We start from the raw sequence: 25,515 nt of genomic DNA, 5'->3' as shown, positions 1-25,515 counted from the left end.
CTCACTTACGCAAAATGATATGCTTAAGCCAGCTCTTGCGCGGCCTGGGGTAATCCCTGCGAAAATGACCGCCCCGGCTCTCGGTGCGCATTAACGCCGTTTCGGCCACCAGGCGGGAGACCATGAGCCGGTTACGCATTTCGGCTTGCCGCGGAGTTTGGGCCGCCGTATTTTCCATATCGGACAATTCGCTCAAATAAGAAAGCACTTTTTCCAGCCCTTGCCGGTCACGCAGCGGCCCGGCATACCGGCTCATCAGTGCCTGGAGTTCCTCCTGCAGCGCCAGGCAGTCCAACGGTTCATTCATATAAGGAAGTTCAGCGGCAAAGTCAACCCGGGTCTCCATCTTCTCCCGCCAGAGGCCGGCGGTGCGCTCCACTATTCTCCCGCCGAAAACCAGGCCGTCCAGCAAGGAATTGCTGGCCAGACGGTTGGCCCCGTGCACACCCTGGCAGGCCGCTTCACCGCAGGCATAAAGCCGCTCAATAGTTGTTTCCCCGAAATAATTGGTTTTTACACCGCCCATCATATAATGGGCGGCCGGGGCCACCGGGATCATGTCCCGGGTGATGTCCAGTCCGTAACCCTTGCAGGTGCGGTTGATATTGGGAAACCGGTGCAGCACCAGTTCAGTGTCCAAGTGGGACAGATCCAAGAACACGCCGCCTTGCGGGTCGTGCTGCATTTCTTCCAGAATGGCCCGCACCACAATGTCCCGGGGCGCCAGTTCCGCCAGCTCGTGATAACGCGGCATAAACCGCTCCCCACGCCCGTTGCGCAGGTACGCACCCTCGCCCCGCACAGCCTCGGAAATAAGAAAACGAGGCGCACCGGGCAAGTTCAGGACGGTGGGGTGGAACTGGAGGAATTCCATGTCCATGACTTCGGCACCGGCCCGGTAAGCCATGGCAATGCCGTCCCCGGTAGCCACCTCGGGGTTGGTGCTGTGTGCGTACAGCTGCCCCACTCCGCCGGTGGCCAAAATGACCGCCCGGCTGCGATAAACCTTAAGAGTGTCGTTTTTATAATCATATGCCAGGACCCCGTAACAAACATTATCCCGTACCAGCAGGTCCACGGCAAAGTGCTGCTCCAGCACTTCGATATTCTTTTCTGCCAGGGCCTGTTTGTTCAAAACCCGCTGAATTTCGGCGCCGGTGGCGTCGCCGCTGGCGTGCAGAATACGCCGGCAGCTGTGCGCCCCCTCCCGGGTCAGGGCCAGGCGTCCGCCCTCCACGTCGAAGCGGGCACCCATATCCATCAGCTGCAGCACCCGGCGCGGCCCCTCGTTCACCAGGATGCGCACCGCTCCCCGGTCGCAGAGCCCGGCGCCGGCCCGCAGCGTATCCTGGTAATGCAATTCCGGCGAGTCCTCGGTATCCATGGCCGCGGCGATGCCGCCCTGGGCCTTGTCCGTATTGCTGTCCAAAATGGTTTGCTTAGTGAGCACGGTAACGCCGGCCCCCAGCCTGCCGGCCAAAATGGCGGTAAAAAACCCGGCGATGCCGCTGCCCAGGATAATGAAATCAGAGTTATACCCGGGCAGGTCCCGGGTATTGAAGTTCATAATATAATGATCAGCCACTGGCAAAAACCTCCGTTACTGTACCGCCAGCATCCTTTCCAGGCAATTCAAGGCACGCTCCCTGATGTCTTCGGGAACGGTCACCCGCGGTTCCAGCGTCTCCAGGGACCGGAGCACCTTTTCCAGAGTGGTCGCCTTCATATTCGGACAAATCAACTTATTCGATGCCGGGTAAAACTTTTTACCGGGACATTGCTTGGCAAACTGGTGTAAAATACCCTTTTCGGTGGCAATAATAAATTCCCCGGCCTCGCTTTCCCGGGCAAACCGCAACATGCCGGTGGTGCTGGCCACGTGATCCGCCAGTTCCACTACTTCCGGGCGGCATTCAGGGTGTACCAGCAATAAAGCATCCGGGTGTTCCGACTGCACTTTCCGCACTTCATCCCGGGTCAGCCGGTGATGGGTATTGCAATAACCTTCCCATAAAATCATTTCCCGTCCGGTCCGGCTGGATATATAATGACCCAGGTTCCGGTCCGGCACAAAAATAACCGGTCGATCAGCCGGCAGCGAACCCACCACCTTAACGGCGTTTGCCGACGTGCAGGCAATGTCACACTCTGCTTTGACCTCGGCCGAGGTGTTAACGTAGCAAACCACCACCGCGCCCGGCGTTTCAGCTTTGCGGGCCCGCAGGTCCTGCGCGGTAACCATGTCCGCCATGGGGCACCCGGCGTCTTCTTCGGGCAACAGCACTGTTTTTTCAGGTGACAGGATGGCTGCGCTTTCAGCCATGAAATGAACGCCGCAAAAAACAATTACATCGGCGTCGGTGCCGGCCGCCTTGCGGGAAAGTTCCAGGGAATCACCTACAAAGTCGGCAATTTCCTGAACTTCGGGCCGCTGGTAAACATGGCTTAAAATAATCGCGTTACGTTGTTGCTTGAGCTGTATTATTTTGTCCGTCAGTTGTTTGATACCGGCAGCGTCGGGCACTTGAATCACTCCTTAGTTAAATTAACGCCGATTTTAATTTTTGAAAATAAAATTAATTACCCAAATATTATACACGCAAATTTCTTTCGAGCCAACAAAATATTTGAGGAAAACAGGCGTCAGCCGCTAAATTAAGCCGTTTCGCCGTGCTTCTCCTCGATAATCCGAGAAATTTTGTTTTGCTCATCAACCAAAACCACTGTCGGCTTGTGGTTGCGCGCTTCATCACGGTCCATTGCAGCGTAAGTAATGATTATTACAGTATCCCCGGGCTGTACCAGCCGGGCGGCGGCCCCGTTGAGGCAGATGACCCCGGAGTCCCGGGGACCTGGTATGACATAGGTTTCCAACCGGGCCCCGTTATTGTTGTTTACCACCTGTACCTTTTCGTTGGGCAAAATGTCGGCCGCCTTCATCAGGGTTTCGTCGATGGTAATGCTGCCCACGTAGTTCAGATCGGCCTGAGTAACTGTCGCGCGATGAATCTTGGACTTAAACATAGTTAAAAACATAAATCTAAACCTCCACAATAATGTTGTCAATCAATCTGGTCCGGCCGAACCGCACCGCCAGGGCGGCAATACACTTGCCCCGCACTTTATCCAGCTGTTCCAGGTCCGGCACCGACAATATTTCCACGTAGTCCATTTCCGCGCCGGGGGTCGACGCAATCATTTGCACAATTTGCCCGCGCAATTCCTGCACATCCCGTTCGCCCCGGGCCACGGCCTCCCGGAAGGCGCACAAGCTCCGGTAAAGAACCGGCGCCGCACGACGCTGCTCATCATTTAAATACACATTGCGGGAACTCATGGCCAGCCCGTCATCTTCACGCACGATGGGCACCAGAACAATTTCCGGCCCCATGTTCAGATCCGTCACCATTCTTTCAATAACCATGGCCTGCTGGGCGTCTTTCTGGCCGAAAAAAGCCCTGTCCGGCCGGACTATATTGAACAGCTTGGTCACCACGGTGGCCACCCCGCGAAAATGGCCCGGCCGCGACAACCCGCAAAGTTTTTCGGTAATTCCGGTTACCTCCACAAAAGTGCTGAAACCCGCGGGATACATTTCTTCATCGGCGGGAGAGAAAATCGCATCTACCCCTACTTCCCAGGCCATGGCACAGTCCCGGTCGAAATCCCGGGGATATTGCGCCAAATCTTCCTTGGGGCCAAACTGCAGGGGGTTAACATACAGCGAGACAACCACTGCATCGCACGATTTTTTGGCTTCGCGCATCAGAGTCAGATGCCCCTCGTGAAAATAACCCATGGTGGGCACGAGACCCACAATTTTCCCGTCCGCCCGGGCCTGGCGCACAAAAGTCCTTATTTCCTCAACAGTACGGCAAATTTGCATATCAACTACCCCCTAAATAATAAAACCCCCCGGACAAGTCCGGAGGGCATATTTCCCCCATTAAACCCGTCTCGGTCCTTCCCGGCTCCAAGCGGTTCTTTTCAAGATGTTGTTCAAAAAAGCCCGCGCAACTGGTGCCGGGTGTTGAAAGTTGAAAATCAAAGACTTTCAACTTTCAACACCCGGCACCAAATCTTTTCGAACACTCACTTTAATTAACCGGATCAAGTGATTACGGTACGGTTCCGCAAAGCAGATACCGCCCTGTGCCACCAATTTTATCATATCATTACAAACAGGGCAATTGTTTTTAAAATTTTCAATAAAGTAAAAATCTGTTTGATCATCCAGGCGACCGGTGATAAAGTTTACATATGCAACCGGTTTATTTGAGTACTGATAAAAATTATATTATTGAAACAAACCTTCTATTATATGATTCACTGTGTGATTCGCCCGGCTGGTCAACTCGCCACCGGACCTTGTACCTATCAGAGGGGCGGATAGCAGCCGTGGCCAAAGAAGGCGATACGCAATTCACCTTCCCCGGCCCTACCCGGGAAACCGTTGTGCTGGACTGGACCGGTTTAACGGCATTAGCGCCGCCTGTGGACTGTCATGTGCACCTGGCCCTGGACGGCGTGGATTTCGCGGCGGCCCGGCGGCGCTGGGACACCCCGGGGGAAATAACATCCCAGGTGCAAAACGCGCTGCAGGACACCCTCCGCCATGGCATACTGGCGGTGCGGGACGGGGGCGACCGCGCGGGCATCGCGCTTCGCTTTCGGAATTTGGTGACCGGGGGGGCCATGGCCGGTCCCGTAGTGCGCGCCGCGGGGTTCGCCCTGCGCAAGCCCGGAAAATACGGGTCCTTCCTGGGACGGGGCATTACCGCGGGTGAACTGGACAGCGCCCTGGATAATTTGGTCAGGCACGGTGTCAACCAGGTAAAAGTTATCGTTTCAGGCGTGGTCAGTTTCACCGATTACGGTCGGGTGGGGGCACTGCAGTACACAGCCGGGGAACTGGCAACCCTGGTAAAGGGGGCGCACAACCGGGGATTGCCCGTAATGGCGCATGCCAGTTCGGACGCGGCCGTGGCCATGGCCGTGCGGGCCGGCGTGGACACCGTGGAGCACGGCTACTTTTTAACCCGGAATACCCTGGAGCTGATGGCCGAAAAGGGCATCGCCTGGGTCCCCACCGTGATCCCGGTGGCCGCCCAATTGCATAACCGGGCGGGGAACGGTACGGACCTGGCACAGCCCTACGTTATAGAAAAAACCGTAGACCGGCAGTTGGCCATGATCAATGAAGCCGTCGCCCTGGGGGTCACCTTGGGAGTGGGCACAGACGCCGGCGCCGCCGGGGTCCGCCACGGGTACGGATACCTGGAAGAAATGGCGCTGTACCGGCAAGCCGGGCTGTCACCGGCACAAATACTGCAGTGCGCCACCGTCAACGGTGCCCGCATCCTGGGCCTTGATTGGGGCCGCATCGAGCCGGGCCGCCCCGCCGCGTTGATAGCGCTGAAAGGCGACCCATTGCAGGAAATCGATGCTTTGCGAAATGTGCAGTATGTTATCGTACCTTAATAATAACGTTAACAATTTATTTAAAACATATTTTTTATTCTGTAAGAGTCTGTTCGAAAAGTTAAAACTTTAGGCAACCATAAATAGGAAATGCACCGTCACTTGTCGTATTAGGTAGTAATAAGGACAAAACTACCGAAAACCAAGTGAGGTGCACAATTATGGCAACAGTTCAATTGGACCTTTTTCCCATGAGTTATTATAACACACTTGGCTTTGATAGAGAACTCATTGACTATATTGATATTGTGGATGATTCAATTATTTATGATTTGGTTTTACCGTTATACAGGCAAGGCGGACGCAATCCACACAACCCGGTAACTATGTTCCGGGCTCATTACTTGTATTTTGCCAAAAGCGAAATTACCTCTTACCGTGATTTAGAGCGTAAATTGAAAGAGCCTCAAAACCAAAGTTACCGGAATTTTATTTCTGCAGACGGTTCACAACGTATACCCTCACATAACAGCATGAGCGACTTTAGGACCAAAGTAGGGGTCGAGCGCTTTTACCAGATCTTATTTCTTATCGCCGGCCTATTATCTTTAAGCCGTTTTCAGTACCCTCATAATCATCAGATACCCCGTTTCGTTTATCATTATATGGTCTCCCGGCCGCAATTCATCAATGAATATGCGATTTCCATCGGTATCATATAAATCTGCCGGTAAGATATTATAATTTGTTACATGGCCTGAAGCGTCAGTTAATCCCACTAAACCGTTATCAATGTCAATAAAGGCTATGGTTCCGGTAGAAACTCTTATACGCTTGCTTATACTCATTGCAACCTCCTCGATATTTTGCTTAATAGTATTTTAAAATAATAAATTTAAGGATATTGTGCAAAAGTATAACATTTTAAATAAATTTAAACTTATTAAAAAGGCTTGCGTTAAACCAAACGCAAGCCTAACGTGTTATTTTAAATTACATGCCCATACTGCCGGAACCCATACCGCTTCCCATACTACCGCGACTGCCGCCCATCATACCCGCGCCATTCATATATTGTACCATCGTTTCATGATTTTGCTGCATGGTTTTATAATCCATTTGAGGGCCCATGTTAAACTGCCCGTATTGTTTGGCGGTTACAGAATCATTTTTGTTTTTATCCTGGTTTTCAACTGCACCGGTGTACTTGTTCATGTATTTCCCCGACATTTCAAACTGCAAAGCACCCTGATCACCCGACTTACCGGCCGAATCCTGGATCTGCATTTGAGACTGCGGCATTTTATAGTCCTTGGTGTTTTGTAAAGGAGCAGCATTTGCTACTCCCATCAGGGCTATCCCCAGCACTGTAACTGAAATTCCGGTAACAATTTTTTTGGTTATCAATTTTAACCCTCCTAAGTTTTAAATGGTTTTTTGTTTTGTGGTTAGTTGTTCGTAGATTGATAATGATTTTGGGAGGGTTAAAATAAAAATTTTAAGATTGACCGGAGCAACCCCCATTTTAAAACCAAATTTATAAAAGATAAATAATTAAGGAGGAAGGGTATAAGCATTCCTTCCTCCTCTGCGTAGAGGCAGTTTTGCGTCATGCCCGGGACTAACTTCGGCAACCGCCTTTACAATGCGCTACAGGACGAAGCATGTATTGCCTTCTCAGCATCATTTCACCCCCCCTGTACAAATAGTTCTTACTTATCCAATAAATCTTTTATGAAATTGATTGAACTATTATTACTGCTGGAATTTAACTCGCTTCAACCGTAAAGCATTGGATACCACGGAAACTGAACTGAAAGCCATGGCGGCTCCGGCAAATACGGGACTTAAAAAGCCCAGTGCGGCCACCGGTATGCCTACCGTATTATAGATCAGTGCCCAGAACAAGTTTTGTTTGATGTTGCGCATAGTAGCCCTGCTCAGCCTGATACTGTTTACAACACCCCTGAGATCTCCGCTCATCAGTGTGATATCCGCCGCTTCAATGGCCACATCAGTGCCGGTACCCACAGCAAAGCCTACATCTGCCGTAGCCAGGGCCGGAGCGTCGTTTATACCGTCACCAACCATACCCACGACTTTGCCGGATCGCTGCAATTTTTGTACTTCATTTGCTTTATCCTCGGGTAATATCTCGGCCAGTACATTGTTTATGCTCACCTGGGCTGCAATAGCTTCTGCCGTGCGCCTGTTGTCACCGGTAATCATCCAGACTTCAATACCCATTTGCTGCAGGGCTTGCACTGCTTCTGCCGAGGTTTCCTTAACAGTATCGGCCACACCGAGCAAGGCCGCTGCCCGGCCATCCAGGGCCATAATCATCACGGTCTTGCCGTGCCGCTCCAATTCTTCAATTTTACTCTCATGGATGTCCCATTGCACACCGTTTTCTTCCATTAATTTACGGGTTCCCAGCAGCAATTCGCGGCCTTGCATCTTGGCCCGCACCCCGTGTCCCGGGATAGCTGCAAATTGCTCCGGATCCGCCGGCTTCAGACCCTCCTCTTCAGCTTTTTGTACTACAGCCCGGGCCAGGGGGTGTTCCGACCCTTTTTCCGCCCCGGCAGCCAGGACTAATAAATCCCGTTCACTGCCCGCCGAGGAGTCCAGTACCACCAGATCGGTAAGGGTCGGCTCGCCGCGGGTAATGGTGCCGGTTTTATCAAGCACAATAGCGTTAATTTTTTGGGCCCGCTCCAGGTATTCGCCCCCCTTGATCAAAATACCATTCTCGGCACCCCGGCCGGTACCCACCATGATCGAGGTGGGTGTAGCCAGACCGAGGGCACATGGACAGGCAATCACCAGCACAGCGGTAAAGTTGATCAGCGCCCAGGTAAAGTTGCCGGGGTCGCCTATAAAGTACCACAAGCCAAAGGTGATCAGGGCAATAGCCACCACCACAGGTACAAAATAACCGGAAATAACATCTGCCAGGCGTTGAATGGGAGCCTTGGAGCCCTGTGCATCCTCAACAATGCGGATAATTTGAGCCAGTGCGGTATCCCTACCCACCTTGGTGGCCTTAAACTTAAAAGTTCCCAACTTATTGATTGTGGCACCAATTACCGTATCTCCGACTTTTTTATCCACCGGTAGGCTTTCACCGGTGAGCATGGATTCGTCAATACTGGAGTAACCTTCGAGCAGTACCCCATCGACAGGAATTTTTTCGCCGGGCCTAACAATGATAACGTCTCCAACCATAACCTGGTCAACGGGTATTTCCATTTCCTGACTGTCCCGTATAACTCTGGCGGTCTTAGCCTGCAAGCCCATTAATTTTTTTATGGCTTCAGATGTTTTGCCCTTGGCTACCGCCTCCAGGAAACGCCCGAGCAATATTAGTGTAATGATCAGAGCACTGGTTTCAAAGTATACTTCCTCGGTGCCGATATAATTGCCGAAAAAGGCCACTGCTACACTATAAGCGTAGGCGGCAGTGGTGCCAAGAGCCACCAGTACCGACATATTGGCCCCCTTGTTTTTCAGTACGTGATAAGCGTCCCGGTAAAAGTGCCATCCCGCAACGAACTGAATGGGAGTTGCCAGCACAAGCTGAAAATAAGGATTATAAATAATTTGCGGCAAGTTTGTTAACCTGAACAACATGCCAAACATGTAAAGCAGCAGCGGCAGCGACAGTACGGCTGAAAACAAGAACATATTCCTAAACCAGCGAATTTCCCGCTCCCGCGCCTCTTTCTCTGCATCCATTCCACCGGCATTAATTTCCTCCGCCCCATAGCCAATGTCCGTGACAGCTTGCATTATTTGCCTTAGATCGGTAGTAGCAGGACTAAACTCCACTACGGCCTTTTCCGTAGCTATGTTCACAATACCCTGTACCCCCGGCAGAGAATTTAACCTTTTTTCCACCCTGGCCGCGCAGGCGGCGCATGTCATACCGGTTATTCTCAATTCAGCTTTTTCCTTCAATACGCCGTAACCAAGCTGTTCTACGATTTCAGCCAGACGGTCCGGACCAATCCGAGCGGGGTCGTGTTTAACGGCAGCCGTACCGGTGGCAAAGTTAACTGTCGCGCTTTGAACACCATCCGTACCGGCCAGCTTTTTCTCCACCCTGGCCGCACAGGCGGCACAGGACATACCCGTTACTTTAAATTCAATTTTTTCAATTTCAGTTTCGGTTTTCACCCAGCAGCACCTCCACTTGTTGAAAAATATTAGTCCATAAACTTGTCCAGCAACTGCATCAACTCGGCGATTGCTTCTTCACCATGCTCCTGCTTAATAGCATTAGACACACATACCCGGGTATGGTTTCTGATCATTAACAATCCAATCTTTTTTAAAGCCGCCCGGCTGGCGCTGACCTGGTACAAAACATCGATACAGTAACGATCTTCTTCAATCATTTTCTGTATTCCCCGAATCTGCCCCTCAATTCTTTTAAGCCTGGACATTAATTCTTTCTTATCTCCCTGCAAAAAATCCAGTCCTCCTCTTTTTATATACCATAGGGGGGTATTGTATTTTAAGCATATTTTATACCGGCATTTTGTTTTTGTCAATAAGGTATTACTATTACTATTTTATATCGGCTTCCATATTAACCCTTATAAAACCTATACATACAACGAAACATTAAAAACTTTTCATGCTTTTAATTTATTTTAAGTTTATTATAAAAAAAGCAAACCATACGACCCTCTAAGGCATTATGATTTGCTTTTTAACTTATAAAACAGTTACTTATTTTTCGTTTGATTTTTTAATTTTGTAATTCTTTTTTTAGTCTTTTCAATTCCTCCTGAACACTCTGTTTTTTAGAAATCTCATCTAACTCGCTATTTATATGAGTATTATCCAAATGATCTTCCAGTATCCCGAGGTCCGTCAGTTGTCCAATAGCAGCAGCCCTGGCCCTTAAGCTCTTTGTCTTATCCTTGGCCCGTTCCAGGGCCAGTCCCAGATCATCCGCATCCTCGGAAATTCCTGAGACAGCTTCACTAATTTTAACCTGAGCTTCAGCCGCAGAATACTGGGCCTTTATAACTTCCTTTTGCGTGCGGAAAGATTCCACTTTAACTGAGAGCTGCACCTTGGCAGTTGCCAGTTTTTCCTGTTCTTTTTCGAGCTCACTGATTTGGTCGTTGAGTTGTTCTACCTGCTTTTGGATTTCCATCTTCCTTTCCAAAGCAATAGCAGCCAGATCATCCCTTCCCATGGATAACGCCTTTTTGGCCTGTTTTTCCAGTTCGAGCATTTTTTCTTTAAGTTTAATTAACTGAAATTCCAACATTTTTTTAGAAGCTCCAATGTCTGCCAGGCCACGTCTTACCTTACGCAATTGTTCCAGCTGTTTTTGATACGAGTATTCCAAAATTTCTTCAGGTTTTTCTACTCGATCCAATAATTTATTTATTTTAGTGTTTACCAGTGAAGATACACGTGAAAGTACGCCCATTCCAAGTCCCTGGTTCAAAAAAGTTTATAAGACCTAACAATAGTTAGATTTTGCAAACTCGGCCTCCCCATGACCAGGCTTTCGCTCCTTTCGTGATTTGTTTTGCCTACTTTGAGGCAGCAGGCTTTGCGACAGGGAGACCTCGGCTCCGGGAGTTTCACCCGGACGGGAGAATGGCGCTTAACAGGCGCAAGACACGGACTAATGGCCCGGCACTCACCGTGGTCCGCTAATTCCTCTGCATCCGTTAGTTTGCGGGCGAAAAATAATCTTACCATGACTGTTAAGCTATCCGGCACTCAAGTTCTTTGAGTGGCCGGACGCCTCCCGTGATCTGTTAGATACAGCCTGCCGGTTATTTCCGCACTCCGGCTAACGGGGTCACCTACTTGATAAAGCGAGTTGCTTTAGATCATGCCAGACGGAGTAAAAGGATTCCTACTTAAAACGGGTCAGCCCGTTATGGACAGAAACCTTTCCGTCCAGCCGGCCAAAGAGCCGCTTTATCTTTCGGGTCATCCCTTTTCCTTCCCCAGGTAAGGAATCAATAGTTGTTGGCATGTCGGTAGCTGTTACGAACCGCCTATTAATAAAACATAAAATCGCTAAAAATTTTCTGCTCGCTATCACCACCCGGTTTAATTCTTATTTTGTTGACAATTTACTCCAATAACGTGTACCAAGTAAGCAGCTTCTTTGTTTATTAACTATACAATAAAACTTTTAGGTAAATATGACTAAAGTTTAACGTTTTTGTCTAGATGCAAAAAATAGATACTCCAAAACATAGTCTTTAGCCCCGAATATGAATTTTAGATTAACGTGGGGTTTAGAGCCGGCAAAGTTTATGAATAAAATGGAGAAACCGGCACCTAATAAAACACGGGCCCGGCTCATAAAAATTTTTTATTTTGTTAGATACCCCCCCAAAAAAAGACTAATATTGCGAATATCTTACAGAAAAGGAGGTGTATCCAAGGCATAGTAACCTTAACCAAGGCTCAATAGCATCAGTTTTAAAAATCCCAAAACAACAAGGAGGAATTAATATTGACATCTTTTAGGTTGGGCAGTAAATTATTATCCTTTCTGGCAATTTTTTTGTTAGTGACAGGACTGTTTTTCAGTGCTATACCCGCATCACCGGCATCAGCAGGAACAACTCTAACAATTAGCGTATCCGGCAACGTGAGTCAGGAAGTGCTATATAGCTTTATTGAACAACTGATAGATAAATATAACTTAAATCCAGACGAAATAATTATTAAATATGCAGGCACAACAAGTAAATACAATCCTGATAATACAAATGCCAGTGACCCCATAACACCAACTCCGCAACCTCAACCCGTGGAACCGAAACCGGAACCGGCGCCTTCCCCGGCCCCAACCGGCCTGAGCACAGACGAGCAAAAAATGCTTAATCTCGTGAACCAGGAAAGACAGCAGGTAGGCTTGGCGCCATTAAAATCAAACCTGGAACTGGTCCGATTGGCGCGTCTAAAAGCCCAAGACATGATCGATCTGGGTTATTTCGGCCATACTTCCCCAACATACGGGTCACCTTTTGATATGATTAATTCTGCAGGGATTAAATATTATTACGCTGGTGAAAACCTTGCCGGGGCATACAGTGTTGACGTAGCTCACAATGCCCTTATGAATTCAGACGGTCACCGGGCTAACATTCTGAACCCCAATTTTAAAGAAGTAGGAATTGGTATTGTTGATGGAGGGCCATATGGCAAAATGTTTGTTCAACTGTTTATAGGTTAAATATTTCTTGACTCAAGGTAAGCAAGGTGAAATCAAATCAACCTTTGCTTACCTTTTTTTATTGTGGTTTTTAAAATAAAAACCGATGAAAGTCATTCATGTATTTAAAATGATCCTGCCATGCGTTGGCCTGCTCCTCGGTAATAGTGCCGTTTTGTTGAGCTTGTCTGGCCCACTGTTTTCCCCAGTCAAACATCTGATTTATGATAGAGCATTGGGAAAACAAAAGGTTTCTCTGATGAGAAACCTTTTTAAAAAACAATAATCACATATCAACCCAAATCATTTTTGACTACAGGTTCAAATTTATACCCAACGCCCCAAACTGTATTAATATAATTAATTTTATTATTAGCTTTGGCAAGTTTCTCTCTTAAACGGTTAATATGTGTATCAACTGTTCTGGTATCTCCAAAATAATCATCACCCCATACAGATAAGAGAATATGATCTCGACTATAAGCTTTTCCCGATGACTTTGCCAGAAAATACAGAATATCAAATTCTTTAGGTGTAAGAATTATCTCTTTATCATTAATAGTTACCTTTCTGGCATCAAGATTAATAGTTAACCCTTCAAAACTTAAAATATTTTCTTTTTCACCTAAATTACGATCATTAAGACGACGTAATACAGCTTTTACTCTCGCCATAAGTTCCCTGGGGGAAAATGGTTTAACGACATAATCATCTGCTCCCATCTCAAGTCCAAGTACCCTGTCTACTTCGTCCTCTCTTGCAGTCAACATGATAATGGGTACTTTTGAAGTTTTTCGCAATTCGCGACAGACCTCCCACCCATCAGCGCCCGGCATCATAATGTCTAAAATTACTAAATCAGGGGCGTGTTTGGTAAAAGCTTGAATTGCCTCAAGCCCATCAACACATTCTAATACTGAAAAACCTTCTTTTTCGAGATACTTTTTAACAATTTGGCGAATCTTTTCTTCATCATCTGCAATTAGTATGGTTTCTTTTTTCACTTTAACCATCCTTTGCTTAAGTGATATAAGGATTTTGCCGGAAAATACCTCTAAACCACTCAAAGTAACAATAACTTAGATTGTATCTAATATAAAACATTTATATTGCGATTCTTAAAAAAATCTGTTTCATTTTTGTTACAATTATAAAATTTAATTTTACCTGGCTTTTTTTGAGAACTGACTTGTTAATGTAACAAAAAGTTTAAAATAAGGTGGATTTTTTGAAAAAAAATTTTGTTATTATTCATTTACAAGGAGGTAGCTATATGGAACAGTATATTCCATGGTTAATACTTTTACTATGTCCACTCATGCATATTTTCATGATGCGAGGTCATGGGAATCAATCTTGTCACGGAAAACAAGATAATAAACATGATAGTAAAATTGACCAAGAAAAAACCCAAGATTCTCAAACAGTTAAGCATTAATTATAAATTAACCTCCTTCCCAACCTATATAGTCTCCCCCATTGGATAAACCCCGCTTTGTTATAAAACGGGGTTTATTAGTTTTAATTAAATTTCCGGCCATTGTTTCCCTTTTAAAAATTATTATTTTATTGCGGGGGTAAATAATTTGCGCAACAGTATTGTTTTTAAACTTTGGCTTTATATGATAGCACTGGTACTGCTGGTCCTGACATTGGCTTGGTTTGTCCATACAAATATTCAAACCAGAAGGTATTTTCAGCAGCAAGGTGATGAACTTGTAAGGGAAGGTTATAGGATTTCAGCTTTGCTGGAAAAGGAACAGAGCAAAGAACAACAGGAACAAATACTTCGCACTTCTGCGAAAGTCTTAAATGCAGTTATTATGCTTATGGATAAAGAAGAATTTCTGGAACAATGCCAAAATCTTCATGATAATTACTCCGGAAATGATCCAAAACTGATTCACCATGACCCGCTTGTTGATAGTGAAGTAAAAAGTTTATTTGCGGGAAAGCCCATTGTACACCTGGGTCCGGGTAAGATTTTAGATTTGGAAGTAATATCAGCCGGTGTACCTGTTATGTCGGGTGACAAAGTAGAAAAAATAATAATGCTCCATGCCCCGGTCGCTCCTATAAGCAATCGGATAAACGACCTGAAGCAGGTCACTTTAAATGTGGGGCTGGAAGGTATATTTATTGCAACCATATTAAGCTTTTTACTATCACGGCGTTTTTCCAACCCGTTGCTGGAAATGAATAAAGTAGCGCAGGCAATGGCACATGGAGATTACAGGCGTCGGGTGCATAAAATATCCAATGATGAAGTAGGTTTATTGGCGAATTCTTTAAACACTTTGGCTTTAAAACTGGAAGAAAAGATAACCGCGCTGGAAAAGATAGACAGCACACGACGCGAATTTGTGGCCAATGTTGCCCATGAATTGCGTACGCCTCTCACAATCATGCAGGGTTACACGGAAGCGCTGGTAGATGGAATAGCAGATGATCCCCAAGAACAAAATTTTTATTTAAATAACATCCAAGATGAATTAAAGCGCCTTAATCGCCTTGTTTTGGACCTGCTGGACCTAAAACGTTTAGAGTCGGGACAACATGACTTTACAAAGGATTTTGTAGATATTAAGACAACAGTTGAAAAGGTAGTTAAAAAATTTGAGCCATCTGTTAAGAAAAATAAAATACAAATTAAAACCAGTTTTGCTGCTAATCTCGAGCCTATCATGGGTAATGCCGACCGATTGGAACAGGTATTAATCAATCTGATAGCTAACGCAATTAATGTCTCTGCTCCCGGGGATGTAATAATGGTTACGGCCGGTTCGGGAGCAGGCTGTTTGCATATTTCGGTAAGCGATACCGGTCCGGGCATACCAAAGGAAGAATTACCATTTATATTTGAACGATTTTATAAAACGGACAAATCCCGGAAAAGAAGCACAAACAGACATGATGCCAGTAACGGCACAGGGCTGGGATTGGCAATCGTTAAAGGTATCGTTGAAGCTCACGGAGGCATGATAAATGTTCAATCCCGGGTAGGAAGAGGAACTACTTTTACTATCTCCATCCCAAATAACCAGCGAAAGTAAAAAAACAAAAAGGGGACAGGCAAAAAAAAGGACAGGCAATTTTTTCAAAAAGAGAAAAAAAAGCCAGTCCCCTTTTTCGCCAGTGCCTTTTTTTATCGCGCCTGTTCTTATGATACAAGGATCAGGTAGATATTTAAAAGCGTGAAAACAATGGTGAACGTACCTAGCATAATGGCAAGATGGGTGATGATGGCCCTTTTAGTGCTAAGGTTATGTTTTTTTATGCTACGCATAAATGTCCACCCCATAAAAAACATCCCCGCTGCCAGAAAATATAAACGATACTCGACCATCCATTGCCCAAAAAGTGTTGCTCCGGCACTAAAACCTATGGCTAATGCAACCGCATGCAATATGCAGCATAACCCGGCTAGAAGACCACCGCTTGTACCCTGACCGACACTGCTTTCCCTGAATTTCACTAGTAAACCTGCCAATGCATAACCTCCTTTTGCTGTCTATACTGATTTTAAGGCATATTTATTGCAAAATATTTACATAAAAAATAAGTTTTTTTTAATTTTTTATCTTATACATTTTAAAAAAATCGATAAATAATCTTAAACAAATCGAAAAAGTAAAATGATATAAATAAATAAAAAATTAATGCACGAGGGAGGTAGTAATTATAAAAAAGTTAGTACATTGGTTAGTCCTTTTAATCATTATATTTATATTAATAGCTTTTTTAAAAACTTATTTTATTAATCAGAACAATAATTTTACTTATAACAATTACAAACAAAATATTCCTCAACAAGAAGAGAATACACAACAAAGTAACGGATTCTCTTATATTTTTGACCATAATGCACACCATCAATAATCTCTGAAGGAGCAAATGTTATGAGCACATCCAGCAAGTTATCAAACTTTTTTAAAATGCGGTTTTCCAAAATAATGGATCGTTTGGAGGATCCAATGGAAACATTGGAATATTCCTTTAAAAAACAAAGCGATCTTTTAATATTGATTAAAAGAAGCATCGTATCCGTTTTAACTTCAAAAAAAAGACTGGAAATTCAAATTTATCGCCTTAATGTATCGGTAAAAGAATTTGAACAAAAAGCGCATCGATTAGTCGAATTAGGTAAGGAAGATTTAGCAGAATCATTATTACTGAGAAAGCACGAACTATTAGGGCAAATTGAGGAAATAAAGCTCAAAATTGAAGAACTTGATGCGGAAAAAGAACAGTTAATAGCTACAGAAGCCAAATTAACCAATAACTTGGAATTTTTAAGGGCTCAAAAAGAGATTATTAAAGCACAATATGCAGCAGCTAAGACTCAAGTCAAAATTGATGAAGCTGTAACCGGTTTGTCCAAGGATTTTACAGACATAGGCACCGCCATGGAAAGGGTCAAGGAGAAAACATTAGAGTTAAAAGCTAAAACTACAGCGATTGAGGAGCTTGTAGAAATAAATATATTTGCAGATAAAGTTAATGAGGATAAAGCTGATAGAGAACTGTTAAAAGCTGAGATAGCTTTTAAAGCTAAAGATGAACTGAAAAAACTTAAGGAAAGTTTATAAAATAGAAGTGGCAGGAGCTTGCAATATCAACTGAACAGCCCCCTCATGCAAGGGGGCTGTAATTTTGTTCTGTTACCCCCAACAAAAATAAACTATTTGGGGGTAGGGGCATTACGAATGCTCAACTTTTTTCATTCGTTTGATTCTCGGAATAAAAGCGGGTGTTTCTTCAGCGTACCAAATGTATTGTTCACCAAATACGGCAATGGAATCAAGCTCTTCTTGGCGAGCAAGTCGTACGTACATAAATACCAATACAGGAAACATAAGGATTGTTAATAAAGTTGGCCATTGCAGCAAAAATGCAAACATAATCATAATAAACGCAACATATTGCGGATGGCGCACATGGGCATATAACCCGGTGGTTACCATAGTATGGTTCTTTTGTGCATTATGAAGTGCTTTCCAGGCACTGAAAATCATGTACATTCCTATAAAAACAAGCACATTGCTTAACAAATGGGGAGGTGCGGTATGAGGGTCACCCTTAAAACCAAAAAGAGTATACCATAAGTGGCCTGCATCGTGAGTAAAAAAGTTTAATTCCGGGTAATTTGAGCCCAACCATCCGGAAAAAAATAAATCGTAAGCGGAAAACCATACATTTCGGTGAAAAACTTTTTATCATGTCCTTTAAAACTCTCCATGCAATAATGATACAAGGTAAATATTACGTTTTAGTCACAAAATGTATACTTTTCAAAAACAGTTACTGCAGGTTTAAAGCAATCAAAAATGATTGTTAACGTTTAAGATTTGGCTTATATAATATTTGGTTATTTATTTGTTTTTTTATAAAAAATTTTAAAACTACCCACCAAAAAAATATAACCATAGCGAAAGACTGATTGAAGGCGGCAAAAGAAGGTGGCCACCGGTAAGGCGCCGCATAAATAAAATTAACTTAATAATTAAGGAGGAAATGCGATGATAAGGAACGCAAAAAGCAAATTAATGCTGACATTGTTTGTAGTGGTTTTGGGAGTTGCACTGGTTGGCATAGCAAACGCAGCGACTATCAACGGTGCTCAAATGACCGTGGATGAAATGAACGCTATTATGCAGGATGTAAATGATACGACTCCGGCCCAGGATGAAGCAGCAACTGACGAAAAGGCAACTGCTGATGATGAGGCAACTGCCGATAACGAGGCGACTACCGATAATGAAGCTACCACTGAAGAAGAAACAACTGCTGACGATGAAGACACTGATTCCAACACTTTTGTAATGGGCCCTCAAATGGTTAATGACCCTGATTTGGAAAAACAAATGCAGGATGTTCATCAAAACGGCAACATTGACGTAGAAGAAATGAATGAAGTACACGACAGCATGCAGAAACAAATGGTTGAGACACATAATGACATGGTTGATCAAATGAATGAAGTACACAAAAATAATTCCAAATCCGGCAGCAGCGCAATGGGAGGCATGCGCCGCTAACCCAGATTAAATTAAAATCTCATCTAATAGCCAGTAAAAAAGATAGCCCGGCGATAACCGCCGGGCTATCTTTTTTTTATAACGTTACATGAATGGTACAATACTATTAGAATTTTGGATTTATTTGTTTTCATTTTCCTTTTCCGACTGGGAATAAACACCAGGAAATTCAGAATAGCTATATCCAGGCCCCTGGTATCCTGGAGTCGGATATGAAGCTTGCCCTGCATAAGCCCGACATTCTCTTGCACAATCCATGCAAATGCGGCCACAATGTTGTGATACCGGGTCAGGCATTCTCAAACAATGGTTTCCGCAAACTTCACAAACTTGTGCACATAAAGCAGCGAGCGACCTTGCAAACATACTGCAGCGAGCAATATATTTTGCAGTTAAAGTACAAATGTCTGCGCAATCACGTAATAATTGAAGTTGTGTCACCCTTGAAGAGACATCTTGCCTTCCCAGCACCGCAGTGAACGTATTCTCGCATACTGCTTCACATTCTTGAACAATTCTTAATACATTGCTATATTGGGTAATCGGGTAATAAGCATAACTTTCAGCCATTATATACACCTCCCCTGCTTTTATTTACATAATATGTTAATTTATAGAAAATGCTCCTGTATCATTTTTAAAAATAAACTATCATAGGAATTGCAACGGGTCCACAGCCTTACCGTATTTCCGCACTTCAAAATGCAGGTTTGGCCCTGTTACCTTTCCTGTAGTCCCTACTTGACCAATAACTTGTCCCTGCTTTACCTGTTGCCCGGTGGAAACACTTTTTTGCGAAAGATGTGCGTATCTTGTCACAAGTCCGTTGGGATGTTTGATATCTATAGCCAGGCCATAGCCGCTTTTCCAACCAGAAAAAATCACTTTCCCGTCGGTAACCGCTTTAACAACTTGGCCGTAGGATGCAGCGATATCTATTCCTTCATGCATCTTTCCCCAACGCTGTCCTAAGCGGGATGAAACATAACCCTTTGTGGGCCATAGAAAACGCCCGCTGCGCGAAACCGCTGCTCTTTGTGCGCCCCTTTGAATAATTTTGGTTGCAGGTTGTTTTATGATTTCTTCTGAAAGCTTAACTTTGTCGACTTCTTTACCGTTATGTAATATTTTTCTGTAAACAACCCGTTTAGACCCAGCAATACCGTTCTGCATTACTTTCGATTGGCCATAAGGTATTGAATCGTTCCAGGTAACCTTCGTTTTGAAAGGTATTTCTTCTTGGTCGGTTTCTAATTCAGTTGTTACAACCGTTAACATACTTTTCCGGGGCAAAAATATTTCCTGGTCAATCTGCAGCAGTTCAGGTGTTAGTGTTGGGTTGGCTTCTAAAAGGTCTTTTTCTGCCAAATTATTTTTTGCTGCAATATCCCAGAGGGTTTCCCCGGGTTGGACCTTATACGTGGTCAATTTCTGTTTATTAAGAAAGTAATTTACAGCTCTTTGTTTATCATAAAAACTATTAACGGGAAACTTACCACTGGAATAACTAACTCTTTCCAGAAAATATATTTTTTCTGTATTGGTTCCTGTGTATTCATTTTTTATGACATCTAAAATAAAATCTGCCTCGGACCTGTCTTTAACAATAACTGTGCTCTTGTCGTTTATATCTACTGATATTCCTTTGGCAATGAAAGTCAGATTTTTTTCCAAAGCATCAGTTAGTTCATTATTTGTTAGATATTTTTGACCATATTTCCTAACCGGGACAAGGTTAACCTTTTCTTTTGTTGCCACTTCTTGAAATTCGTTTGCCAAAAGTTTCAGCTTTATAGTTTCTATTTTTTTATTTACTATATCCTTACTTTGGACATATCCTATAAAATTATCATCGATAGTTACCATGTATATTTTTTTGTAGGGGCCGGCATAAATCAACCAGCTAATAATAATTATTATCAACAAAGAAAAGCTCACTAAAAATGCTGTAATTAACCTGTTTTTCATCTATTCCTCCTGTTTTTTTTGATAGACTTTACCAAAACTCCAAACCCCACGCTATTACGTGGGGTTTACAGTAACTATAATAATGAAAAATATTTGCAATTATATTGCGGTAATTTAAATAAAATGTAACAATTAAGCTGATAATCGAAAAAAGGTACATAATTTTAATATTTTATTAATATTTGAGCCTGAACGATTTAAACGCTTTTTTTTTTACCTGCTGCCAGCTTGCAGTAATAAACCGGCCCGCTTTTAACATACTAATGCCGAGGTGATCTTTATTGTTTAATCCCAAGCGGGTCTTTTTTGAACAGGAAGCACTGGATTACCCTCTGGGCAGGCAACTATATCAAAAGTTTAAACTGGAAAAAGTGCCGGTATCCATGATCGGCAGCCATAACCGGGTTACAGGCATTCCCGGCAAAACCTTCCGTGAGGCCTATCTGGAAGCCAAGCGCACCCTGGTGGTGGGGGTGCGGCGTACCCTGCAGTTTTCTTCTTGCAAGCCCTCTGCCCATTATCAACTACCCCTAGCCACCAGCTGCACCGGCCAGTGCCAGTACTGTTACCTGAACACCACCCTGGGCAAAAAGCCTTACGTCCGGATATACGTCAATGTTGAAGAAATCCTGCAACAGGCGGAAGAATACATAAAAAAACGGGCCCCGGAAATAACCGTTTTTGAAGGGGCAGCCACCTCCGATCCCGTGCCCGTGGAGCCCTATACCGGCTCCCTGGCCCGGGCTGTAGCCTTTTTCGGCCGGCAGCCCCTGGGCCGGTTTCGTTTTGTCACCAAGTTCACCGACATCGACACCTTGCTCGATGTTAAACATAACGGGCACACCCGCTTCCGCTTCAGCATCAACGCGGACCATATCATCAAATCCTATGAGCAGGGCACCCCGGCGGCCAAAGCGCGGGTAAGCGCCGCCCGGCGAGTGGCGGCGGCAGGCTACCCGATGGGATTTTTAATCGCCCCGATTTTTGTTTACCCGGGATGGAAAGAAGACTACGCCTCGCTTATTCGATCCCTGGCGGAGGAGTTAAAGTCCACCGATCTGGAAGACCTTACCTTTGAGCTGATATCCCACCGGTTCACCCAGTCCGCTAAAAAGCGCATCCTGGAAGTGTTCCCGGACACCACCCTGCCCATGGAAGAATCAAAACGCAAGTTTAAATACGGGCAGTTCGGCTACGGAAAGTACATTTATCCCAAGGAAACATTGGAAGAGATTAATGATTTCTTCCGCGGGGAGCTAAACCGGCATTTTCCCGAGGCCCGGGTGGAGTATCTGGTTTAGGGAACGGTACAAAGTCTCTGCCCGGTCATCCCTGCCGGCATTGAAGTGAACCTCGGCCAGGGTCCGACCTGGCTTCGAGGGTGTCCTCCGCTTCTAGCACTATAGCGTAATATTGCTTATTTCGTTATGCCCGCTACGCCATGGGGACGGTTCCATCGTCTTCCCTTCGGCCCTTCGCTTCGGGGACGCTCGAACCGTCCCCATGGCTCCGCCAACCTTTAAATTACGCTGTAGTACTAGTAAGCGCTCGTAATATACTGCAGCAGCGGTCGGGTCCGAGGTCCCCATCCTGGTGCCATACTGGTTCAGCCCGGCCAGGACCATCGGGTCCACAATAGTGGGCCAGGGGGTAGACACAGTCATATTTGTAGTCATAGCGTTTTCAGGCCTTCTGCCGTTTAACCTGCTATTATACATGATCATATCAAATTACATTTTCAAAACAGCTTTTGAGATTTTAGCCACTCACCTGACATACGCCACGGTTGGCTATATAAAGAAAGTAGAATCCTTTGACTACTACGATATAGACACTAATTTTAATCCCTTCAAGTTTTCGTTTAAAGACATAAACCTGGAATCATACTGATGGTCTTATATGTGTCAATGGACATATGCCCTTGTTCTACCAAAGGGCTTTTTTTGTTGCTGCATTTTATCATCTCTCGGCAGAAGACCCCGACTTCTTCAAGTCGTGGGATGAATGCCAGCCACTTCTCAAGAACACTTGTTCTTATGGCTAACATTTTGTGCTACAATGAAAGTGTCCAAACGCGAAAAAGGAGGTGAAAAAGCATGATTCGCGTCGTGAAAACCACTTTCCGAACGTCAAAGCGCGAACTGGACAGGTTATTTGCCGAGTTTATTACATCACCGTCCATAATGGTTATGGGTAGCAAATATCTGCCCTTGCACCATTTTCCACAGACCGGTGTACCGTTCATTTTCTACTTCCCCGGTCAGATCCACAAACTCCACCTGCACCTTATCTCATACATTGCCTTCAGTCTTGCAGCAAAGAGCTTGGTTACACTATCCAGCGACACCGCGTCGAGGCAGCTGCACGGCAGCCCCCGGTGTGCTCACCCTGACCAGCCGAAAACCCTGACCACTATCGTTTCTGTCATTTTGCACCCAATTTATCCATTATCGGCAACTCCGCTAATCTGTTCCAGGATAGCCTTGGCGGCTGCCGCCGGGTCAGGTGCGCCTGTTATAGGCCGACCGATAACAATGTAACTTGCTCCGGCACGAACCGCCTCAGCCGGTGTCATCACCCGGCGCTGGTCACCCAGTTTCGCGCCGTCCGGCCTGATGCCCGGGGTAATGATCTTAAAACCAGGACCGCAAGCTTCCCGTACCAGTTCTATTTCCCGGGGCGAGCAGACCACTCCGTCCAATCCGGATTCCCGGGCCAGCAGAGCCCAGGCCCGTACCCGGTCCTCTATTTCGCCCGGCATGCCCATTTCCCGGCTGAATACTGCCTGATTAATGCTGGTCAGTACGGTCACCGCCACCACCATGGGCGTGGGCAGTCCTTTATTTTGGGCTTCATCCGCGACGGATTCCCGGGCGGCCCGCATCATGTCCCCGCCCCCAGCCGCGTGCACGTTGATGATAGAGGCGCCGTAGCGCGCCAGTACCCGGGCGGCACGCCCCACGGTGTTGGGAATGTCGTGCAGCTTCAGGTCCAGGAACACTTTGGCGCCGTTTTCCGTGATATCCCGGATAATCCCGGGTCCTTCGGCGTAAAAAAGTTCCATCCCCACTTTAAAGAAACCAACGTGCCCGGCCAGTTTGTTCACCAGTTCCATGGCCCGGTTCCGGTCGTCCACGTCCAGAGCCACGATTAATTTTTCCTTTGGCATAGCAGTTCATCTCCAACACGTATTTTGTTATTTTGATACCTTTTTAAGAACGTTCCAATTACAGTTACCGGAATCGTATACCAACACTGGTAATTATACCACAATTGGCAATCTGAACGATACACGGCAGGTTGTGAAAATCTTTACTTGCTACATTAATTGGGGACATTCCTCCGAAGGAGGTGTGTACCGGAAGTTACCTTAAGTATAAATCCTTTAGAGAAAAAAAGGTTAATGTTGGCTGAACAGAATGTACAAATGGTAGGGGAGGGCCATAACCGGTTGCAGCAGCGAACCACCGGATCCCGCAGAGATAACCGCTGCCGATTGTTTCCACTGTAGGGTAAACCCCATCCACTTTAAGCACAACCTTGATAATTGAAAGTGGGATCGTCCATGGCTATTGGTCAAGATGAGATGCAAAATGATAAAAACTTTCCGCCCTAAAAAAGAATCCTTGAGTGACTTTTGACAGCCAAGAAAGGAGAATGTAATCTCCCAATGCAGCTTGGGATGAATCAACGTCATATGCGTTATTTCTCCCATCACCTGCGGTGTTAAAACCATACTGGCACGCAATTGCCTCAAGTAAAGTAGACTTTCCAGAACCATTTTCCCCTACGAAAAAGGTTACTTCGCTAACGAAATCCAACTCGTCCATTCCCTTTATTGCTATAGAGAAAGGGTAAGTTTTAAAATATTTGATTTTTTCTTTACAAAAGAGTTACTCTACGCAAAAACAAATAAATACACTCCCTATGTAGGAAAAATTATTTCAAACATCATCTAACGTTTACATACCTAACCCGGTTAAGCCGGAAGTAAAAATGAACTCTTATATAGAGCAACATAACAGTATCTTAAAAAAACCAGGGAAAATCCAATAACACAATTTATTCATACATGGCCCCGGTTCGCCAGTTTGCAAAATGGCTGAAGGAATCCCCCCTATAACCCGAGATTATATCATTTATCGGAAGCTAAATGGATCCCAAAGTAATTATTATCCAAGAATATAAACACAAGAATTGGTGTGTAATGGCAGAAAATATCTGCTGAAACATTTTTACATAAAGCACAATAAACTCAGAGGGATAATGTTTCCCCCGGGCTTAATGCTTTATGACGGTGCGGTTGACAACATATTACTTCCGGGGGTTGACAACCGGTTTCAAATAGGCTATATTTTTTAAAAATAGACTCATATAGTACACTTTAAGCCTGAAGGAAGGTATAAACAATGAAGCTCAATCAAGCAACGGATTATGCATTTCGGGCGGTATTATATTTATCCCGGCTCCCCCGGGGGGAAGTGGTGGAGGCCAGGGCCATTGCGGAACAAGAACACATCCCCATCCGTTTTATGTTAAAGATACTCCGCATGCTGACCCGGGCCGGCATTGTGGAATCTTACCGTGGAGTAGGCGGCGGTTACGCATTGGCCAAAATGCCCCGGGAAATCACTATGCGGGATGTAGTGGAAGCGGTAGAGGGACCGGTCTATGTTAACAGGTGTTTGATTGCCCCTGATGAGTGTAATAAAAGAAACACTGCCAAATGCGCCATTCACAAGGCCCTTTTTTCCATCCAGCAAACCATTAATGATAAGCTGGAGGAATATGATTTTGAAACTTTAAGTAAATCGTAAGCTGCGTTGTTATACTTGATTTAGACTTGTATAATTGAAACTATTTTTTTCCACCAGACTATAC

At 45.1% G+C, this 25,515-nt stretch carries 26 protein-coding genes; 10 read left to right on the top strand and 16 right to left on the bottom strand.

Annotated features, from left to right (window positions below):
- Nucleotide 1: 1 nt before the first annotated feature.
- The 4 genes from nadB to panC form a co-directional block, all read right to left on the bottom strand.
- Nucleotides 2–1,585: an L-aspartate oxidase gene (gene nadB / locus BM299_RS11600; protein ID WP_092484283.1), complete on the bottom strand. Its 1,584-nt coding sequence runs from the start codon at nt 1,583–1,585 to the stop codon at nt 2–4.
- Between the two features lie 15 nt (nt 1,586–1,600).
- The gene (nadA, locus tag BM299_RS11595) at nt 1,601–2,524 is read right to left on the bottom strand and encodes a quinolinate synthase NadA (RefSeq protein WP_245779746.1); all 924 of its coding nucleotides are present in this window, start codon (nt 2,522–2,524) and stop codon (nt 1,601–1,603) included.
- Between the two features lie 131 nt (nt 2,525–2,655).
- Complete coding sequence (gene panD / locus BM299_RS11590) at nt 2,656–3,036, bottom strand: aspartate 1-decarboxylase (protein WP_092484280.1); 381 nt, start codon at nt 3,034–3,036, stop codon at nt 2,656–2,658.
- Between the two features lie 4 nt (nt 3,037–3,040).
- A complete protein-coding gene (gene panC / locus BM299_RS11585; RefSeq protein ID WP_092484277.1) occupies nt 3,041–3,886 on the bottom strand; it encodes a pantoate--beta-alanine ligase in 846 nt (281 codons plus the stop codon).
- Nucleotides 3,887–4,398: 512 nt separating this feature from the next.
- On the opposite strand from panC, the gene BM299_RS11580 reads away from it, so the two are divergent.
- A complete protein-coding gene (locus tag BM299_RS11580; protein WP_165608287.1) occupies nt 4,399–5,481 on the top strand; it encodes an amidohydrolase family protein in 1,083 nt (360 codons plus the stop codon).
- 161 nt (nt 5,482–5,642) lie between these two features.
- Nucleotides 5,643–6,143 (top strand): transposase, encoded by a 501-nt coding sequence (locus BM299_RS11575; protein WP_092484271.1) that lies wholly within the window; start codon nt 5,643–5,645, stop codon nt 6,141–6,143.
- A 271-nt stretch (nt 6,144–6,414) separates the two neighbouring features.
- On the opposite strand, the gene BM299_RS11570 is transcribed toward BM299_RS11575, so the two are convergent.
- The 4 genes from BM299_RS11570 to BM299_RS11555 form a co-directional block, all read right to left on the bottom strand.
- Nucleotides 6,415–6,828, bottom strand: a complete 414-nt coding sequence (locus BM299_RS11570) for a hypothetical protein (protein WP_092484268.1) — start codon at nt 6,826–6,828, stop codon at nt 6,415–6,417.
- A gap of 348 nt (nt 6,829–7,176) precedes the next feature.
- On the bottom strand, nt 7,177–9,600 hold the full coding sequence (locus tag BM299_RS11565) for a heavy metal translocating P-type ATPase (protein WP_281246372.1): 2,424 nt from the start codon (nt 9,598–9,600) through the stop codon (nt 7,177–7,179).
- 29 nt (nt 9,601–9,629) lie between these two features.
- Nucleotides 9,630–9,893 carry a metal-sensitive transcriptional regulator gene (locus BM299_RS11560; protein ID WP_281246371.1) on the bottom strand — a complete coding sequence of 88 codons (264 nt, stop codon included), beginning with the start codon at nt 9,891–9,893 and terminating at the stop codon, nt 9,630–9,632.
- Nucleotides 9,894–10,177: 284 nt separating this feature from the next.
- Nucleotides 10,178–10,873, bottom strand: a complete 696-nt coding sequence (locus BM299_RS11555) for a PspA/IM30 family protein (protein ID WP_092484265.1) — start codon at nt 10,871–10,873, stop codon at nt 10,178–10,180.
- Nucleotides 10,874–11,923: 1,050 nt separating this feature from the next.
- On the opposite strand from BM299_RS11555, the gene BM299_RS11545 reads away from it, so the two are divergent.
- Nucleotides 11,924–12,649: a CAP domain-containing protein gene (locus BM299_RS11545; RefSeq protein WP_245779745.1), complete on the top strand. Its 726-nt coding sequence runs from the start codon at nt 11,924–11,926 to the stop codon at nt 12,647–12,649.
- A 272-nt stretch (nt 12,650–12,921) separates the two neighbouring features.
- Here BM299_RS11545 and BM299_RS11535 read toward each other — a convergent pair whose 3' ends face one another.
- Nucleotides 12,922–13,632 (bottom strand): response regulator transcription factor, encoded by a 711-nt coding sequence (locus BM299_RS11535; RefSeq protein WP_425429488.1) that lies wholly within the window; start codon nt 13,630–13,632, stop codon nt 12,922–12,924.
- A 269-nt stretch (nt 13,633–13,901) separates the two neighbouring features.
- On the opposite strand from BM299_RS11535, the gene BM299_RS11530 reads away from it, so the two are divergent.
- Entirely contained in the window at nt 13,902–14,066 is a 165-nt protein-coding gene (locus tag BM299_RS11530; protein ID WP_092484254.1) for a DUF2933 domain-containing protein, read from the top strand.
- Between the two features lie 148 nt (nt 14,067–14,214).
- Nucleotides 14,215–15,681 carry a sensor histidine kinase gene (locus tag BM299_RS11525; RefSeq protein WP_092484251.1) on the top strand — a complete coding sequence of 489 codons (1,467 nt, stop codon included), beginning with the start codon at nt 14,215–14,217 and terminating at the stop codon, nt 15,679–15,681.
- Nucleotides 15,682–15,788: 107 nt separating this feature from the next.
- Here BM299_RS11525 and BM299_RS11520 read toward each other — a convergent pair whose 3' ends face one another.
- Nucleotides 15,789–16,118, bottom strand: a complete 330-nt coding sequence (locus tag BM299_RS11520) for a hypothetical protein (protein WP_092484248.1) — start codon at nt 16,116–16,118, stop codon at nt 15,789–15,791.
- A 409-nt stretch (nt 16,119–16,527) separates the two neighbouring features.
- Between BM299_RS11520 and BM299_RS11515 the strand changes: the two genes are divergently transcribed.
- The gene (locus BM299_RS11515) at nt 16,528–17,217 is read left to right on the top strand and encodes a PspA/IM30 family protein (RefSeq protein ID WP_092484245.1); all 690 of its coding nucleotides are present in this window, start codon (nt 16,528–16,530) and stop codon (nt 17,215–17,217) included.
- Nucleotides 17,218–17,328: 111 nt separating this feature from the next.
- On the opposite strand, the gene BM299_RS11510 is transcribed toward BM299_RS11515, so the two are convergent.
- Nucleotides 17,329–17,784: a methyltransferase family protein gene (locus BM299_RS11510; RefSeq protein ID WP_207545172.1), complete on the bottom strand. Its 456-nt coding sequence runs from the start codon at nt 17,782–17,784 to the stop codon at nt 17,329–17,331.
- A 363-nt stretch (nt 17,785–18,147) separates the two neighbouring features.
- Between BM299_RS11510 and BM299_RS11505 the strand changes: the two genes are divergently transcribed.
- Nucleotides 18,148–18,666, top strand: coding sequence for a hypothetical protein (locus BM299_RS11505; RefSeq protein WP_092484242.1), 519 nt, complete (start codon nt 18,148–18,150; stop codon nt 18,664–18,666).
- A gap of 120 nt (nt 18,667–18,786) precedes the next feature.
- Here the strand turns inward: BM299_RS11505 and BM299_RS11500 are convergent, their stop codons facing one another.
- Together BM299_RS11500 and BM299_RS11495 are read right to left on the bottom strand one after the other, a co-directional pair.
- Nucleotides 18,787–19,236 (bottom strand): four-helix bundle copper-binding protein, encoded by a 450-nt coding sequence (locus tag BM299_RS11500; RefSeq protein WP_092484239.1) that lies wholly within the window; start codon nt 19,234–19,236, stop codon nt 18,787–18,789.
- A gap of 81 nt (nt 19,237–19,317) precedes the next feature.
- Nucleotides 19,318–20,634, bottom strand: coding sequence for a peptidoglycan DD-metalloendopeptidase family protein (locus BM299_RS11495; protein WP_092484236.1), 1,317 nt, complete (start codon nt 20,632–20,634; stop codon nt 19,318–19,320).
- Between the two features lie 281 nt (nt 20,635–20,915).
- Between BM299_RS11495 and splB the strand changes: the two genes are divergently transcribed.
- Nucleotides 20,916–21,935: a spore photoproduct lyase gene (gene splB / locus BM299_RS11490; RefSeq protein ID WP_092484233.1), complete on the top strand. Its 1,020-nt coding sequence runs from the start codon at nt 20,916–20,918 to the stop codon at nt 21,933–21,935.
- A gap of 99 nt (nt 21,936–22,034) precedes the next feature.
- Here splB and BM299_RS19695 read toward each other — a convergent pair whose 3' ends face one another.
- Nucleotides 22,035–22,310, bottom strand: coding sequence for a hypothetical protein (locus BM299_RS19695; RefSeq protein WP_131820638.1), 276 nt, complete (start codon nt 22,308–22,310; stop codon nt 22,035–22,037).
- On the opposite strand from BM299_RS19695, the gene BM299_RS11485 reads away from it, so the two are divergent.
- Nucleotides 22,228–22,524 (top strand): VUT family protein, encoded by a 297-nt coding sequence (locus BM299_RS11485; RefSeq protein WP_342741334.1) that lies wholly within the window; start codon nt 22,228–22,230, stop codon nt 22,522–22,524. The genes BM299_RS19695 and BM299_RS11485 overlap by 83 nt on opposite strands.
- A gap of 550 nt (nt 22,525–23,074) precedes the next feature.
- On the opposite strand, the gene pyrF is transcribed toward BM299_RS11485, so the two are convergent.
- The gene (gene pyrF / locus BM299_RS11480; RefSeq protein WP_092484228.1) at nt 23,075–23,803 is read right to left on the bottom strand and encodes an orotidine-5'-phosphate decarboxylase; all 729 of its coding nucleotides are present in this window, start codon (nt 23,801–23,803) and stop codon (nt 23,075–23,077) included.
- A gap of 400 nt (nt 23,804–24,203) precedes the next feature.
- Nucleotides 24,204–24,464, bottom strand: coding sequence for an AAA family ATPase (locus tag BM299_RS11475; RefSeq protein WP_207545171.1), 261 nt, complete (start codon nt 24,462–24,464; stop codon nt 24,204–24,206).
- Nucleotides 24,465–25,043: 579 nt separating this feature from the next.
- Between BM299_RS11475 and BM299_RS11470 the strand changes: the two genes are divergently transcribed.
- A complete protein-coding gene (locus tag BM299_RS11470) occupies nt 25,044–25,451 on the top strand; it encodes an RrF2 family transcriptional regulator (RefSeq protein ID WP_092484225.1) in 408 nt (135 codons plus the stop codon).
- Nucleotides 25,452–25,515: the final 64 nt, after the last annotated feature.

The organism is Desulfoscipio geothermicus DSM 3669 (genome assembly GCF_900115975.1).
GTDB classification, from domain to species: Bacteria; Bacillota; Desulfotomaculia; order Desulfotomaculales; family Desulfallaceae; genus Desulfoscipio; species Desulfoscipio geothermicus.
Note: the sequence above shows the minus strand (reverse complement) of the source record. Positions and strands in the feature narration are given on the sequence as shown.

What these genes read in the sequence shown, in the direction of transcription:
- BM299_RS11470 (WP_092484225.1), top strand. Translation starts at nt 25,044, where the DNA reads ATGAAGCTCAATCAAGCAACGGATTATGCATTTCGGGCGGTATTATAT.
- BM299_RS11530 (WP_092484254.1), top strand. Translation starts at nt 13,902, where the DNA reads ATGGAACAGTATATTCCATGGTTAATACTTTTACTATGTCCACTCATG.
- BM299_RS11555 (WP_092484265.1), bottom strand. Translation starts at nt 10,873, where the DNA reads ATGGGCGTACTTTCACGTGTATCTTCACTGGTAAACACTAAAATAAAT.
- panC (WP_092484277.1), bottom strand. Translation starts at nt 3,886, where the DNA reads ATGCAAATTTGCCGTACTGTTGAGGAAATAAGGACTTTTGTGCGCCAG.
- BM299_RS11500 (WP_092484239.1), bottom strand. Translation starts at nt 19,236, where the DNA reads ATGGCTGAAAGTTATGCTTATTACCCGATTACCCAATATAGCAATGTA.
- BM299_RS11575 (WP_092484271.1), top strand. Translation starts at nt 5,643, where the DNA reads ATGGCAACAGTTCAATTGGACCTTTTTCCCATGAGTTATTATAACACA.
- panD (WP_092484280.1), bottom strand. Translation starts at nt 3,036, where the DNA reads ATGTTTTTAACTATGTTTAAGTCCAAGATTCATCGCGCGACAGTTACT.
- pyrF (WP_092484228.1), bottom strand. Translation starts at nt 23,803, where the DNA reads ATGCCAAAGGAAAAATTAATCGTGGCTCTGGACGTGGACGACCGGAAC.
- BM299_RS19695 (WP_131820638.1), bottom strand. Translation starts at nt 22,310, where the DNA reads ATGACTACAAATATGACTGTGTCTACCCCCTGGCCCACTATTGTGGAC.
- BM299_RS11475 (WP_207545171.1), bottom strand. Translation starts at nt 24,464, where the DNA reads ATGGACGAGTTGGATTTCGTTAGCGAAGTAACCTTTTTCGTAGGGGAA.
- BM299_RS11515 (WP_092484245.1), top strand. Translation starts at nt 16,528, where the DNA reads ATGAGCACATCCAGCAAGTTATCAAACTTTTTTAAAATGCGGTTTTCC.
- BM299_RS11495 (WP_092484236.1), bottom strand. Translation starts at nt 20,634, where the DNA reads ATGAAAAACAGGTTAATTACAGCATTTTTAGTGAGCTTTTCTTTGTTG.
- BM299_RS11505 (WP_092484242.1), top strand. Translation starts at nt 18,148, where the DNA reads ATGATAAGGAACGCAAAAAGCAAATTAATGCTGACATTGTTTGTAGTG.